This is a genomic window from Kribbella sp. NPDC055110, from assembly GCF_053607525.1.
Window position 1 is genome coordinate 11,158 of record NZ_JBSGTS010000028.1, and the last position, 14,898, is coordinate 26,055.

13 protein-coding genes are annotated in these 14,898 nt (G+C 63.8%); 9 read left to right on the plus strand and 4 right to left on the minus strand.

Going from position 1 to position 14,898, the window contains the following annotated elements:
* The first annotated feature begins 1,265 nt into the window (after positions 1-1,265).
* Positions 1,266-1,505, plus strand: coding sequence for a hypothetical protein (locus ACWF0M_RS31660; RefSeq protein ID WP_452239399.1), 240 nt, complete (start codon positions 1,266-1,268; stop codon positions 1,503-1,505).
* 512 nt (positions 1,506-2,017) lie between these two features.
* Here ACWF0M_RS31660 and ACWF0M_RS31665 read toward each other — a convergent pair.
* Together ACWF0M_RS31665 and ACWF0M_RS31670 are read right to left on the minus strand one after the other, a co-directional pair.
* Positions 2,018-2,341 (minus strand): hypothetical protein, encoded by a 324-nt coding sequence (locus ACWF0M_RS31665; RefSeq protein WP_452239400.1) that lies wholly within the window; start codon positions 2,339-2,341, stop codon positions 2,018-2,020.
* A gap of 32 nt (positions 2,342-2,373) precedes the next feature.
* Positions 2,374-2,718: a hypothetical protein gene (locus tag ACWF0M_RS31670; RefSeq protein ID WP_452239401.1), complete on the minus strand. Its 345-nt coding sequence runs from the start codon at positions 2,716-2,718 to the stop codon at positions 2,374-2,376.
* 284 nt (positions 2,719-3,002) lie between these two features.
* Here ACWF0M_RS31670 and ACWF0M_RS31675 point away from each other — a divergent pair, with 284 nt between their 5' ends.
* Together ACWF0M_RS31675 and ACWF0M_RS31680 are read left to right on the plus strand one after the other, a co-directional pair.
* Positions 3,003-4,388, plus strand: coding sequence for a helix-turn-helix domain-containing protein (locus ACWF0M_RS31675; protein WP_452239402.1), 1,386 nt, complete (start codon positions 3,003-3,005; stop codon positions 4,386-4,388).
* Entirely contained in the window at positions 4,385-5,275 is an 891-nt protein-coding gene (locus tag ACWF0M_RS31680) for a phosphotransferase (protein ID WP_452239403.1), read from the plus strand. Before ACWF0M_RS31675 ends, ACWF0M_RS31680 begins: the two co-directional genes overlap by 4 nt.
* A 13-nt stretch (positions 5,276-5,288) precedes the next feature.
* On the opposite strand, the gene ACWF0M_RS31685 is transcribed toward ACWF0M_RS31680, so the two are convergent.
* Positions 5,289-5,912 carry a 3'-5' exonuclease gene (locus tag ACWF0M_RS31685; protein WP_452239404.1) on the minus strand — a complete coding sequence of 208 codons (624 nt, stop codon included), beginning with the start codon at positions 5,910-5,912 and terminating at the stop codon, positions 5,289-5,291.
* Positions 5,913-6,795: 883 nt separating this feature from the next.
* Here ACWF0M_RS31685 and ACWF0M_RS31690 point away from each other — a divergent pair.
* Entirely contained in the window at positions 6,796-8,031 is a 1,236-nt protein-coding gene (locus tag ACWF0M_RS31690) for an IS110 family transposase (protein WP_452239405.1), read from the plus strand.
* Positions 8,032-8,217: 186 nt separating this feature from the next.
* Here the strand turns inward: ACWF0M_RS31690 and ACWF0M_RS31695 are convergent, their stop codons facing one another.
* Complete coding sequence (locus ACWF0M_RS31695) at positions 8,218-9,687, minus strand: restriction endonuclease (protein ID WP_452239406.1); 1,470 nt, start codon at positions 9,685-9,687, stop codon at positions 8,218-8,220.
* 1,771 nt (positions 9,688-11,458) lie between these two features.
* Between ACWF0M_RS31695 and ACWF0M_RS31700 the strand changes: the two genes are divergently transcribed.
* The 5 genes from ACWF0M_RS31700 to ACWF0M_RS31720 all read left to right on the plus strand — a co-directional run bounded on the left by ACWF0M_RS31700 (position 11,459) and on the right by ACWF0M_RS31720 (position 14,697).
* Entirely contained in the window at positions 11,459-12,328 is an 870-nt protein-coding gene (locus ACWF0M_RS31700) for a hypothetical protein (RefSeq protein ID WP_452239407.1), read from the plus strand.
* Positions 12,329-12,419: 91 nt separating this feature from the next.
* Complete coding sequence (locus ACWF0M_RS31705) at positions 12,420-12,644, plus strand: hypothetical protein (RefSeq protein WP_452239408.1); 225 nt, start codon at positions 12,420-12,422, stop codon at positions 12,642-12,644.
* 681 nt (positions 12,645-13,325) lie between these two features.
* On the plus strand, positions 13,326-13,628 hold the full coding sequence (locus ACWF0M_RS31710; RefSeq protein ID WP_452239409.1) for a hypothetical protein: 303 nt from the start codon (positions 13,326-13,328) through the stop codon (positions 13,626-13,628).
* Positions 13,628-13,939, plus strand: a complete 312-nt coding sequence (locus ACWF0M_RS31715; protein ID WP_452239410.1) for a hypothetical protein — start codon at positions 13,628-13,630, stop codon at positions 13,937-13,939. Before ACWF0M_RS31710 ends, ACWF0M_RS31715 begins: the two co-directional genes overlap by 1 nt.
* A gap of 2 nt (positions 13,940-13,941) precedes the next feature.
* Positions 13,942-14,697, plus strand: coding sequence for a hypothetical protein (locus ACWF0M_RS31720; RefSeq protein WP_452239411.1), 756 nt, complete (start codon positions 13,942-13,944; stop codon positions 14,695-14,697).
* Positions 14,698-14,898 lie beyond the last annotated feature (201 nt).

Genomic DNA, 14,898 nt, shown 5'->3' on the forward strand with positions numbered 1-14,898 from the left:
CCGGGACCGGACGGGCGGGACCGGCCAGGGCGGGACGAGGGCGGACTGGGGCGGGACGGGACGAGGGCGGACTCGGGCGGGACCGGACAGGATGGCGGACAGGACGGGCGGGACAGGACGGGACGAGGGCGGACTGGGGCGGGACCGGACAGGACGGGCGGGATAGGACAGGATGGCGGACAGGACGGGCAGGACAGGACGGGCGGGACCGGACAGGACGACCAGACAGGCTGACCGGACAGGACGGGACGCATGGGACGGGGACCGGCAGGACGGGGCGCCGAGCAGGACAGGACGACCGGACAGGACGGTCCGGAGCAGCGGACCGGAAGCCGGAACGAGGTGGGACGAGACGGTGCGGGACCAGAGCGGTACTCGTGCACCGGTCCGGTCGGGACTAGAGCGGCGCAGAAGAGCGGTACTGGTGCACCGGAACGGCGCGGACCAGAGCACCGGAACGTAGCGGTACCGGCGTGGCGGAAACCGAGCTGGAAAGAGCGCAGCGGAACAGTGCAGAGCGGGGAGGTGGAACGGTGCGGGATGTGTCTGCGCGAGGATGGGTGTAATGGGATCGGATCAACTCGGCTACTCATGCGGAGGCTGGGTGGCGCGGTCGACGCCGAGCGGCTGAGGCGCGGAGCGAGGGTCGTCGACCGCGATGAGTTGCTTTGCGTGTTCAAGCCGCGTCCGCTGGAACTCTCTGTAGCCGGCGTGCGCCAATGTGGTCGGTGCCGCGCCTACGGCTCGTGCCCTTTGTGACATGGGACACATCGGCGGGTTGCGGCGTTCGGGGGACCTTTCGTAGACACGGCCGCATGCCTCGGGCCTCGTCGGGACCCTTGGATTCGTCTCCGCAGGGAGCACCCCGCGTGGGGCTGAGATTGGTGGTAGGGAGCGGAACGTCAGGGCTGCGTGCGTGCTTGAGGCCGACCGCAGCGACTGGTCTTTGGGCTGTCCGCCATCGGTGATGGACGCACGTGCTCTCTGTGGAGTCGAGCAGGTGGCCCGTGTCGAGTTCACTGTCTGGGAGGCATTGCGGCGACGATCGGATAGCCGCTGCGTTAGCGCCTGCCGTTGACAGCTTTCTCGGTCGCGATGTCTAAGTGGGGCGTAGCTTGATCGCGTCAACGTCGGACAGATGCTGTCGGGCCAGTCGATGCGAGCCCGGTGGCAAGCTCACAGACTTGCTCGATGCCGGGCCGGCGGCGATGTGAGACCGTCGTTCGACGACCCGCTGGAGCTTGATGCTGGGGGAGTGTGATCGATTGGCGACGCGGGCTACGCCGCCGCCCATCCGGTCCAAGTCGGACGCGGCTCGAACTCACCTGACCGAACAGAACCCGAACGCCTACGTCACGCAGCGCCGCGACGGTCCTGCCGAAGGCCGGACTGTTGACTTGCGCCTGGTTGACGAACGGGAGTACGACGAGCTGTACTCCTACTCCTGTGAGCTCGGTGAGCTGCTTCAGAACGTACTTGTCGGCGATCCCAGCCCCACTTGTTGATCGTGTTGTAGGTCGCGGGAGCGACGATCACCGCATCAGACTGCGGAGCGGGCGTGCTTCCGGACCTTCGATACGTGGTTCGAACAGGCTGACCACTCAAGTGTTCGACCGCGCTGCCGGCGCGATGCACTCGACGTCCCATCCAGCATCATGGGCCAGGCTGATCCAGGCGTGAACTCGCTCGGCAGGCCCAGCGCCGCAGATGAACAGGTGGAGCACGCGCCAATCCGTCATGCTGTGACACTGATCGTGTCGCCATGCTCTGGAGCGTCGAAGACCGCACCGCCTCTCGCGCTGGCCGGGTCATGCGGATCAGGCGAAAGGTTGCCGTGGGTCCCTGCGCTCGACTGTGCACCGCGCTGCGTCCGCTCAGGCGCAGGGGGCGCCGAGCGGACGCAGCTTTCGAGGCAGGAACGCCACCCGACTCAGTGAGGTGGATCAGGGGCGCTCCCGGTGGAGCGGCGGAACGGACGCGGGGTGCAGGGGACTTGAGGAGAACGAGAGATGTCCCCTCAGCACGTCCGCACCGCCGGCTTGGTGGCGATCAGGACCTCGTGGGTGCAGCGGCGGAGATGGTCTCTGATCTTCAGTGGGTGCCCGATTGCGGCGAGGTGGTGCAGCGTTGGAACGATGAGCGGCTGCCCGTCGGACTCCAGAAGCGATTCGAGAAGGTCGAAGGCCGCACTGGGCGGCCAGGGCTCTTCGACGTACACCTTGGTGAGCTGTAGCCCGTGCTCGGTCGCGAACGCCTTCAACTGCCGACGGATCGCAAGGAGCTCGCCGGTATTGCGCACGAAGGACATGGAGACGAACCCGAGGGCTGGCGTAGCCGGCATGTGCACCACTCGTTCCTTTCGGGTCGAGGTGCCTAGTCGGCGACCACGATCGTGATGCCGTTGGACTCAAGTCGCTGTCGTACGGAGGACGGGTCGCCGGCCACCTCGAGGTGCTGCAGGTCAGGCGTGATGATCATTCGCTGCACTTCCTGCATCACGACTGCGAGTAGATCGTGGAAGGCCTCGGGCGATGTCTCGATCTCCTCGACGTGAATCGCCACAAGCTCCGCACCGTGGGCCTGAGCGGCGTCGACAATCAGCTTCCGAGCGTTAGCCAACTCGATCTCTGCCATAAGGAAGTGCTTCCGGATGTAGCCGTACGCCCGCATGGCGTCGCCCCGCTCGTAGTGATTCGTACCTGGACGAGTGCTAGTCATCTGTCTGACCGCCGTGTCATTCGTTGCGGCCGGACAGGTCTCGCACCAGGTCCGTGATCATTGCGACAGTCAGGCCCGCAGTCAGGCAGATCACGATGAACAGTGGCGTCGTCATGGTGGGCGTCCTTATCGTTGTTGTAACGCTCTGTATCCACACCATTGCGCTGCGAGGGTGGCCACCACTACAGGCAGTGCTCATCGAGCCGACCTATCGGCGGGGCCGATAGACGCGCCGGATGCGCTCGGGCTAACTTCACAGAGCCGCCTAGGGACAAGGAGTGACGATGACGGCAACGCAGCCGGTGCTCAAGTCCTCCTGGTGGGATCAGCCGGAGCTGCGTCCTGTCCTGGCGTCGCGTGACGTGGCAGGCATCTTCCGCTGGTTGCAGCGGCACGGCTGGAGCCAGACCCAGATCGGTGCCCGCACATGTCAGTCCCAGGGCGAGGTCTCCGAGATCCTCAACGGCCGCCACGTCAAGGCGTACGACGTCCTTGAACGGATAGCCGACGCGTTCGAGATTCCGCGCGGACGGATGGGGCTCGCATACAGCTCATCTGGCCGTGGAGAGAGCGAAGAATCGCGCGAACTGACCAGCGACGATCGCAGGAACTTCGCCGGCGCTGTGGCGAGCGTGGCGTTCGGTTCGGTCAATGAGCAGGCTCGAAAATGGCTGCCCGACGTACCCAGCGGTGTAGCTTCTGTGCCGTCGGCGATCTCCGAGACCGACGTGGAACAGGTCGTGTTGATGACCGCCGAATTCCGGAAACTCGATCAACGCTACGGCGGGGGAGCAGCGGTCGACGCTGCCCGTGGTTTCTACGGCTACGCGCGGCGGATGATCCACTCCACCGCCGATCAGCGCACACACCGGGACCTCAAGGTCTCCCTGGCCGACTTCAGCAGCATGTTGGGCTGGTCGTTCCACGACATTGGCGATCAAGCCGCAGCTCGACGCTTCCTGATGAACGCACTCGTGCTCGCGAAGGACGCCGACGAGCCCTCGCTGGCAGCATCGATCCTGTACCGCCTCGGCCGTGTGAGCATGCAAGAAGCCCAGCCTGTGGAGGCCTTGAAGATGCTGCAACTTGGCCAACTCGCCGCGCAGGACGCAGGCGATCCGGCCGAAGTCGCCAGACTGCACGCCAACGAAGCCCTGGCCTACGCGATGCTCGGCAAGCACGATCACGTCGTCGAGGCTCTCGCCCGCGCAGAACACGAGATGGGCCGTGCCGACAAGCGTCGAGTGTCTCCATGGACCACGCTGTACTTCACTCCTGGGGACTACACAGGGCATCAGGCGCTGGTGTACAACTCGCTGTCGGGCTACGCGAAAGACGACGCGCAAGCCCGCGAGTACGCCGTACGCGCTGTCGCGTTCGCACAGCAAGCAATCACCGAATCCGGCCCCGACAGATCGCGCCGAAGCCGGACCTTCGATCGGATCATCTTGTCGACGAACCTGCTGCGTACCAACGAGCTGGATTCCGGCGTCGACGTCGCTCGAGAGGTGATCAGCGAAGCGCAACATCTCCGCAGCGGCCGCGGTATGAGCCGCCTCGCCGAGATCGGTACTGCGGCCTCACAACACACCGACAAATCGGATGCTGTGGACCTGCTACATCAGCTTGAATCCGTTCGCACAACCGCGCCGAAGGCTCTCACCGCATGACCAACCTGTCCCCAGAGCTCGACCAGCGGCTCAAACACGCCCTCAAGGGCATCTGCCAAGAAGCCGGCCTACTCCCGGACGAAGCCGAACTCATCAAGTACACGAACAACGCCGTCTACCGCCTCCCCAGCCAAGGCGTTGTCGTCAGATTCGGAGCCGGCGACCTCGCTAGCCAACGCGCCGACCACGTCGCCCGAATCGCCACCTGGCTGGAACGCCACGACGCACCCGCTGTACGGCTCGCGCCTGGTCTGATCCAGCCCGTCCTGTTCGAGAACTACTCAGCCACGATCTGGAACCTCCTCGAAAGCAGCAACCCAGCATGGACCGGCGCCGAACTGGCAGCTCCACTGCTCGGCTGGCACAAGCTCGAACCGATGCCCAGCCTCAAGCCCTGGGACCCGTTCAGCAGTGCCCGCAGCCGCCTCGCCATGGCCGACGGCCTCACCTCCGACGACCACTCCTGGCTCACCAAGCAGTGGGCCAAAATCGAAGCCGACTACCGCGCCCTCATGCCTGACCTCCAGATGGGCCTACTCCACGGCGACGCCTACATCGGCAACCTGCTGCGAGAGCCCACCGGCCGCTTCGTCCTCTGCGACTTCGACGGCACCAGCACCGGCCCGCTCGCCTACGACCTAGTGGTGGCCGCCGTCAGCGCCCTCCGCTTCGGCGCCACCCAAGACCACGAAGCCCTAGCCACCACCTACGGACTAGACGTCACCACTCTCCCCGCCTGGCCAACCCTCCGCCGCATCCGAGAACTGGTCCTAGTCACCAGCGTCATCACCGACCTCCGCAACCGCCCCGACATCGCGAAGGTCCACGCGCACCGTCTGGCGACTCTCAGATCGGGCGCCAACGAACTGTGGCACCGCTACAAGTAGCGGTTGTCGCGGCTCAGAAGAGGGTCGCTGCTGCGTCATCCGCCGCCTGGCGTGTTGCGGCCTTGCTGACTGTGGCATCCAGCAGTTCGGAGAGTGCAAGTGGCTCGCGTCCCGGAGGCGTCGCGAGATGAGAGAGCAGCCGTGCGCAGACGAGCGCGTCGTAGGTCGCGCGGTGCGGCACCAGGTCAGTCGGAAGGCCTCTGGCTAGCCCAAACGCTTCGACAAGCCCACCGAGCTGGTACGAGCCGCGGCCCGGAAGCAGCCGTCGAGCGAGCTTGAGAGTGTCCACAACGCGCACAGGTCGGAAGCCCAGCAGCTCACGGCCGAGCACCCCGAGATCGACGCCGGCGTTGTGGGCGACGAACACCTTGTCGCTCAGCGCCTCGCGCAGTTCGGCTTCGATGTCTGCAACAACCGGAGCGTCTACGACCTGGTCGTCGGAGATCTTGTGGAACCGTCGCACCATCGCAGTGATCGGTCGAGGCGGTCGAACCAACCAGCTCCTCGGTTGGCCGATCGAGCCGCCTGTGACCGCGACAATCGAGATCTCAACAAGATCCGGTGGCCGCTGTCCGTTACCTTCCACGTCGACAACGGCGTAGTCGAATGTCGTCCACGGGTCGGTAGGTTGCGCCATTCCCGTCGCCTACCTCCACTGATCGTGCCGCCGGGGCGGTGGCGTGTATGCCGCCCTGTGCTGCGAACGTGCCGAGCCACACCAAGTCTGCCGCCACCGGTCGCTCCGACGCTGCATCCGAACCGGCGCGCGTCGCGACAACTGGTGCTCCACGCGCTCGCAGTATCCGGCTGAACCCGAACTGCGTCACGCTCAGAGTCAGGACGGAATCAGTGCTCGTGGCTCGGCCGCACTGGGCCATCTCATCTCCAAGATCCGTACGGCCGCCGAGGCCACGGCATCGCGGTGACCAAGCGCTTCTGCGCGCGGGAAAGTGCCTCCCGGAGCGTCGCGTTGGCTTGTTGGAGCTCGGTGACCTGATGCTGCAATCGGTCGACTTCGGCGAGGAGCACAGCGACGTGTTCGGCCCCGATTGCCTCTGCCGAGCGGACCCGCCGGTGGCTTCGCCAGTGGCGGAGGCGGCAGCGATCCGAGCAGAAGCGCTGGTCGGATCTGGCCGCGATGTAGGTGTCGCCGCAGTGCTCACACACGTGTTGGCGCGCGCTCAGATCGTGTCTAAACGGGGGTGGTAGATCGTCCATAACCACTCAACGCGCGGCTCGCGCACGGGTTCGAAATACGCGTTGCGGTTTGCTGACACGCCTCGAATGCCAGATGTGTAACGGCTTGCGACTTCGTCGCTGCGGCGGTGGATGAGAATCGTGGCTGCCGTCCGGCGACGTCGCGGCACACTGGTGCGGGCGAGCCCGCAGATGTGTAAGGCGCGGGGTCTTCGGGTGCCGGTGGATTGTTGCTGCGAGCACGTGGGTCTGTGTCCTGGCAGAAGGCCCTCCGGACGGCGCGGCCGCGGGCGTCGCGGCCAGGCTGATCGGAGGTGTCCTCGATGGAGGTTCTGTTCGAGCGAGTGGCCGGCTTGGATGTCGGCAAGGCGTCGGTCACGGTCTGCGTGCGGATCCCGGGGAAGCGGCATGGGAGTCGTTCGTCGGTGACGCGGACGTTCAAGACCACGACCGGGTCAGCGCAGGTGATGCGGGACTGGTTGGTCGACAACGGCGTGACGGTCGCGGAGATGGAGTCGACGTCGACGTATTGGAAGCCGCCGTTCTATTGCCTGGAGGAGCTGATGGAGGTGTGGTTGCTGAACGCCGCGCACATGAAGGCGATGCCGGGCCGCAAGACCGACGTGCGTGATGCGGAGTGGATCGCCCAGCTGCTCGAACACGGATTGCTGTCGCCTTCGTTCGTTCCACCACCTCCGATCCGGCGGTTGCGGATGCTGACTCGATACCGGGTGCAGCTGATGGGCGACCGGACCCGCGAGGCGGTCCGTTTGGAGTTGATGTTGGAGGACGCGTCGATCAAGTTGTCGGCGGTCGCGTGGTCGGTGACCACGGTGTCTGCGCGGCTGATGCTGCGCGCGATGATCGACGGTGAGCGCGACGCGCGGGTGCTGGCTGAGATGGCCAAGGGCAAGATGCGCTCGAAGATCCCCGATCTCGCCCAAGCACTCGAGGGCCACTTCGACGACCACCACGCCCGGATGGCCGCCGCGATCCTGGATCGGCTCGAGCTGGTCGAGCACGCCCTGGCCGATCTTGATGAGGCGATCCGGGTTCAGTGTCTGCCGTGGGCGCACGAGATCGAGTTGCTGCAGACCATCCCAGGGGTCGGGGAGAAGGTCGCGCAGGTGATCGTCGCCGAGACAGGCGCGGACATGTCGAGGTTCGGATCGGCTGCCAGGCTTGCTGCTTGGGCGGGGGTCGCGCCCGGGGTCTATGAGTCGGCCGGCAAGCGCACCCCGACCGGGAAGCGGCACGGGAACAAGTGGCTGACCGCGATGCTCGTCGAGGCAGCCGGCTCGGTCGCGCGCATGCATGGCAAGAACTATCTCGCCGCGCAGCACGCCCGGCTTGCCAAACGCCGTGGTGCCGGGCGAGCCCAGATCGCCGTTGCGCACTCCATCCTCGTCGCCGCGTTCCACATGCTCAGCAAGGACGAGCCCTACCGCGATCTCGGCGCGGACTGGCTCGCTCGCCGCAACGACGAAGCCCACACCCGCCGGCTCGTCGCGCAACTCGAGAGACTTGGACACACCGTCCAACTCGACCCCGTCGCCTAGCTGCAGCCACCAAACAAACGTGTCGGGCAAAGCCCGACGCGCTGACGCGCCTGCGCACCAACAGGTGATTCACGGGTCTGTGACGGTGGTTTGTGCGGTAAAGAGACCCGGCCCGCTACTGCTGGGCCAATGTGGGCGTGTGTCTGTATACGTCACACGCAGATGATTGTCGGGCTAGCGGCCAGTTCACGGACTCTGCTGCGGACGGCTCGTCTGGGCATTTTGTCCTCGCGAGTGTCCGTTACGGGTGCGCTTGTCGTCCCAATCGGCCACTGGGCGAACGATCTGTGCGTCTGATGTCCAAGTCGACTGGGCGTGCCAAAGCCTGTATGCCTTAACCGGATGACCCCATGGATGCCACGAGCGGAGGTGACAGATGAGGTACTCGCTCCCTGATACGTTCCCGTCCAGCCAAGTGTTCCGCTGGGCGGGGGATCGCAAGTGTCCCGGGTGCTTGATCACGATGCCGGCGACCCAGTCCTCTTCAGCTGGGTCGTTCGGGTCGGAGGGTTTGACGACAAACGCTATCGGTTTGACGATCTTCCGCGGCGGCCCGTCGGAGTGAATGGTGGTGATCGCTCTGTCGTCCTTTGGACGGAAGTAGACTGGCGAGCGGACGTCGAATGTGTCGCACAGGTGCCTCAGCGGTGAGGTGTCGAGCGGAATCCCGGACTGCTGGAACGAGATGTTTGTGTGGCCGACCCGGCGGTGCTCCGACGCCGATACCGAGCCGGTGAGAGTGTAGAGCCCGCCGTCGCAGACATCGAGGTAGCTGAACTCCTCGGTGTGGTGAAGTGATTTCACGGGCTGATACCGCTCCCGCCACGCGACGAGCTGGTCGGCGAAGGATCGTGTTCCGGCTCCGTGCCAGTTCACGGTCCCTTGCTGGATCGTCCAGCGAGCTTTGGGAGTGGTCCAGCCGAGGTGCGTCAGTTCATGGATGACGGATATCAGCTCGTGCTCGTTCTCGACGTCTAGGTCGATATCGGCTGACACCCCAACGCCACCGGCAGGAACCCAATCGATGTCGATCAGGTCGAGCGTGAAGATTAAGGGGCCGAAGTCGCCCCCGGACGCGAGGACGTCGGTCCGTCGTCCGTCCAAGAAGACGAATTGTTCGTCCGACTCGGGGAGCGGATCGACCGGTGACCTGCGCTCCGTCGGGATGTGGTGGACGCGATCGAGCTCGACTTCGCGGTGCGTCAGCAGGCTGGCTCGCTTGCGGCGAAGCATCCCAGGAAAGCTCTCGATCCCGTCGGCGACGGCGTTGAGTTCGTTGCCGCTGATGAGCAGGACTGGCCGACTTGAGCGTTCTTCGACGCGGTTGACGACCGACTTAGAGAACCCGGCGTGACTGCAGAGGATACCGACGACGTCCGATGGAGTAGCGTCGAGCCGAGTGAACAGAGAGTCGACGTCGTTTATGGTTGCAGGTCTGCTTCGGTACTTCGTCTCAATCAGATAGACGTCGTCAGATCGCTTCACGAACAGGTCGGTCTGTCGGGGTGCTGCAGCGCGGGCGTGCCGCTCGACTGAGAAGTGTTCACGCCGGAACAGACCCGCGATCAGGTCCTCGAACTCGTAGCCCGCGCGCTGGGGCCTGCCGAGTCGCTGAAGGCGCCTCAGTTCATCCTTTAGGCTCAACTCGTTCGTCACCGGACGCACGGTAGTCGACTGGCTGCCTCCACGCCGCGGATGAAGGTTCATGTGGCGCCGCTCGAGGGAAGGTGTCGGGCATCTTGACCGCATTGAGGATGCGGCGCCAGCTGTGTGGGATCGATCGCCGAGCCATCTCCGGCATGCGAATCAGGCAGTAACCCCGCGCGCAACGCAGATGCCTCGCTCGTCGCCTCATCTCGGACACGTGCGGTGCGCGCCCACTAAGCCACGGCTGGCGGGGACGCCCTATGACTCCGCCCTCGTTACCCACAGGTTCGGCGGATAGGGAACGGGCGCTTGCCTGCACTGTCACTAACCACCGGCATCAGTCTGGTGGTTAGGCTTGACCTAGGCTGTCTTTGGTGGCTCGACGGCTCGGTGTCGGACAAGGTTGCCCAGGCGAACGCTGGGAGTGACCTGAGAAATTAGAGATAGCGGTCGACGTCAGCGCCTAGACCTCGGCTGAACTGTCAGCGATGCTGATCTCGTGGCGGTTGCTGATTTCGAAGAGAAAACCTATGAGGCTGCCTATAACGCCGAGCTTGCTCATGGCGTTGGCGCAAGCCGGCTTGTTTTTTCTCCAGGACAAGTCCTCGAGAAACTAACTGGGTTCGACGCTGCGCATGATCCGGGCCTCGAGCATCCAATCTGGCAAGTCCTCGGAGCCGCTCGTCCTCGGGGAGTGAGGCTCGTTCCTGAACACTGGCCAAGTTTGGCTCCGAAGCACGACCAACTCCCGACATATCCGCTCAGTCTCATACTCCAGTTCAAGCGCGCTGAGTTCTTGTGTGGAGCGAGAGCGAAGCAATGGAACCTCTGGCGCGGACCCTATTATCGCTTTCAACGACAGCGATACCAGCATCAGGTCCTCCGGAAGTTGGAGGTGGCGTTGACGGGCCAGGCCGTCGTGCGCTATGCCGCTCCGGCCTTTCATACGCTCCGAGAGCTCGAAACTGCTCAGATGCAAGAGGAGGTCATCGCGAGATCGGGGCACGTGTCACCTGAAGCGATGGGTAAGCACGCTGTTTGGACCTACCAGATGGCTGGAATAATCGGCCGGGGAAATCCGGCCGGGCCAGAAGTCAGGTTCGAGTCTTTCGGCCAGATCCTCGAGGATCTTCTAGTCCTCCGCGATTCGGGTGTAACCGCGTTAGTCCCGTACGACGGCCTGGCTGCCCACCTCGCGGCTGTGGCAGAGGCATGTCGATCGCGGGCGCCCCGGGTACGGCAAGCTGTTGTCGACTGGACGGGGAACCTCAACCAGGTGCTTTTACCGCTCGAGTCCGTCCAGGCGTTGGTGGATTACGTCACGATCCAAACCGTAATGTCGTGGTACAGGATGAGTTGGTGGCTCATTGACGGACTACCGATAACCCGCTAGCAGTTATATGCAGCGCACTGCCGCCGAGGCGACATCTTTCTCGGTGTCACCAGTCAGAGGACAGATTGACCTCGACACGGACGGCCAGACCGACATCCTGCTGTTCGTTCCGGTGCTGCCGCCAGTTCCACGGGAATCGCCTCATCCGGAGGTTGCGCTTGGCCCTTCCTCGCCGTCTCTTGCCGTCGCGCCTGACGCGGGCGGCGGCTTCTTGCTCGCAGCACCACGAGCGATCGGAAGGTCGCCGGTGATCACCGGACTTGAGGAGCTGTGATCGGTACAGACACACGTCGCGTAGTGAGGTCAGAGATCGGGCTGTCAGCCGAGTTGTAGCCCACTACATCATGTGTACATGTGCCACATGACGACATGATGTACTCTGGAGCAGTGGATGATGAGAACCCGGTCAAAATCACGCTCACGGGCAAGGTCAGCTACAGCGACGACATCACGGTGATGCAAGCGGCCCAGATCATGGCGCTGATCGAGAACGCCGGAGGGGCGCATCAGTCAGCTGTCCCGCGAGGTGGAGGCGGACTGCGGGGAGGTGGTGATCGCGGACATCTCACCGAAGGCCCGAAATTGAACCGCGGCGGACAAAGCCCGCGGGACGCTCTGGATTCGTCGGGCGCGATGACCAATCCTGAGCGGATCGTCGCTCTGGCTTTGCACCTCCACGCTACCGATGGTGCAGACACTGTGCTGCCGGATGACATCAAAGGCTTGTTTAAGCGAGCTCGCGAAGCAACGCCGAAGAACTTCAGCCGGGATCTGGGAGAGGCGGTGCGCGTCGGCTGGCTCGATGGTAATGACGCCGACGGGTACTACGTGACTCGAAAGGCCCAAGAAGTCCTGGAGGAGGGGTTCGAGTCTTTGCGTGCGTCGCGGACTGCCAGTCGGTCATCGGGCAATCGTGGCGGATCAACGAGGCCGAGCTCGACGCCAGAGGCCTTTGCGGGTATTGATGAGATCGACGGTGAGCTGCCAGGCGTCATCGGTTACCACGCGGTCAAGAAGCGGACGGAGAAGGTCTTATGGGCGTTGGCCAAGGCAAAGGAGCTCGGCGTCGCGAGCATCTCCGGTAAGGATCTGTCTTGGCTTACTGACCGTCTTGGCGACGGCATCGCGGTCAGCGATATGACTGCCAACTACCGTTCCCTCAACAGGTCGGGCCTAGCGAACAAGAGTCTCCAGACCAAGCAGATGCGCATCACTCCTGCCGGCGAGGAGCGCTTGAAGACGTTGTCGGCGAAGTAGCGAGCTGGCCAGCCATCGCGCACTCATCGCATCCCTTGCCGCCGCCATACGCCCGACGCTTGCCAGGCAGCTGATCGAGGAAGCCGAGGCGTTGGAGGAGTCATTCTTGCTCGGGCGCTGGAAGTCCTCCGAACTCGATGGCGGCCGCTTCGCTGAGGCTGCCGCACGGATCGTAGGCGCCGTGGACTCCGGAAACGTGTCACTGACGAAGTCCGTGGACGATTGCCTGAAGTACATCGACAACCAGCATGTGCCGCACAGCCTTCCGGAACCGCAGAACGCCTGGCCCGCGCAGCACCGCGACACTCCCTGCTGAAGACCGGGTTGCTGGCGAGCGCCTGATTGACGAACGGCAGTACGAACGATCCGCGCGCACCCAGCCTGGTGAGCTCGGCAAGTTGCGTCAGCAAGTAGTTGCGCCCGACTTGTTGATCGTGTTTGTACGTCGCCGGAGCAACGATCACCGCATCAGACTGCGGCGCCGGCTCTGCGGTACGTCGTACGCACAGGATGACCAGTCAACTGCTCATGCGAATCCGGAGGCGCTGGGCGCTTGGCTTCGTGTCCGAAGGGACTTGACTCTGGATCTCGATCTTGAAGAGCCAGTTGCGTTTGAAAGATGAAATCGATATTCATCCCTGAGGCGTCGGAGCCGCCGAATACGCCCTGGTCAGCGAGGCGAGACCTCGCCGCCTGTTCGTGGAGCCCTCCACTCGGGCCCCGAAATCGGCCAGTTCTCGCGCAGTTCTCCCCACCTCGCTCAAGCCGACCTCCATTCAGCAACAGGCTCTGAAGCCTGCGGGCGGTCGAAGAATCTCGCCCGTCTCAGACCACGGTGCTCCTGAATGAGGCTTCCGGGAGCATCCGCGGGATCCCGACTCTCGTAACTCAGTGCGGGGAGCGGCCCCGGTTCTCGCTGCGCTGGGCTGGATTCCCCCCGAAGACCAGGCGCCCATGTGCGATGATCAGAACCAAGCAGTGCTTTAGGAGGTCTTTGATGTCCACCACAGAGCTGGATGAGCTGCTCGACCGCATGCCGCGGATCGCCGAAGTGGTAGAGAAGTTTTCATCCGAATCCATTCAGTCCGAGGTGTTCCGCGCCCTCATGGATGCATTCGGCGTCGCTGCCGGGATGATTAGTGAGGCCGACGCCGATCCCGGCGCCTTCGCGGTTGATCTGCAATCACCCGTCGGCTCCGCTGACACGGAGCCTGTGAATGGTGCGCCAGCGCCTGTAAAGAAGTCGCCGACGAAGAAGACGTCCGGGTCGAAGGCGAAGCAGACAAGACCCTCGACCTAGTGAACGGCGGCACGCCGTCGTACAAGGAGTTTTCGGAGTCGAAGAAGCCGACGTCGGCCCTGGAGAAGTGTCTGGTGTCGGTGTATTGGCTGTCGCGGTTGACGAAGACCCCCGTTCCGACGACCGTCGATCAGGTCTACACCTGCTTCAAGGTGGCGGGCTGGGCGGTACCGACCGATCTGGTCAACACGCTCCAGCAGGCTGGCACCAAGGGGTGGCTCGACACGAAGAAGCGGGATGACCTGAAGGTCGTCGTTCAGGGCGAGAATCACATCGAGCACGAGATGCCCGCGACGCCGAAGGGTGCCTAGCCGTGGCAGCGCAAACTCTGCTTGAGTTCGTCCATCCCGTGCTGGGCGGCGGCCGTCGAGATGTTTGCCTTGCGGCCATGTACTACCTGCGGACCAAGACGGGCGTCGAACGATGCACGGCCGCACAGTTGAAGGCTGCCTTGGTCGCGGCGCGCGTACCAAAGGCCAAAGCATTCAACGTTGCCGATATTCTTGGCAAGTCAGGTCATTTCGTCAGCACGATCGAGAAGAACGCTGCGAAGGTCAACCTTTGGCACCTCACTGAATCCGGCGTCGAACATGTCCGCATCGCGCTGGGCACCGAGGATTTCGCTGAGATCGAGATCAAGAACGACATCTCAATGATGGACTCGGTGGTTGCCAGCGTCACCGACGAGGTTGTACGGAGCTACTTGGAGGAGTCCGTTCTTGCGTATGGAGTGGGCGCGGTGCGGGCGGCGGTCGTGTTCTTGTGGTCCGGCGCGATCCGCCAGCTGCAGGAAAAGGCGCTCAGGATGGGGGCGCCCGCGTTGAACGCAGCTCTGCTGAAGCACGACCCAAAGGCTCGCCATGTCGGCAAGATCGAGGACTACTCCGGCATCAAGGATGTCGTCCAACTGCTAGCATTCCGCGAAATCGGTCTGATCGACAAGGGTGAGTGGGGAACGCTGCAAGAGGGACTCGACCTCCGTAATCGGTGCGGCCACCCGACGAAATACAGGCCCGGTGTCAAGAAGACGTCGGCCTTCATTGAAGACGTTGTGGGCATCGCCTTCTAGCTGCGGCCCTGAGGTTGGCTTCGACCTACTCACGACGCGAGACCAGATGATAACCGCAAGAGGTCAGTTCCGACGGAAGCGGACCTCAGCGACTCGATCGCCGCAGTGGCCAATATCGCTGGCATGGACCTCGGCACGAACGTGCGGACCTGGTCTGCCCGAGTCGGCGGCGCCTACGACGACCGTGACGCATCGGGTCGC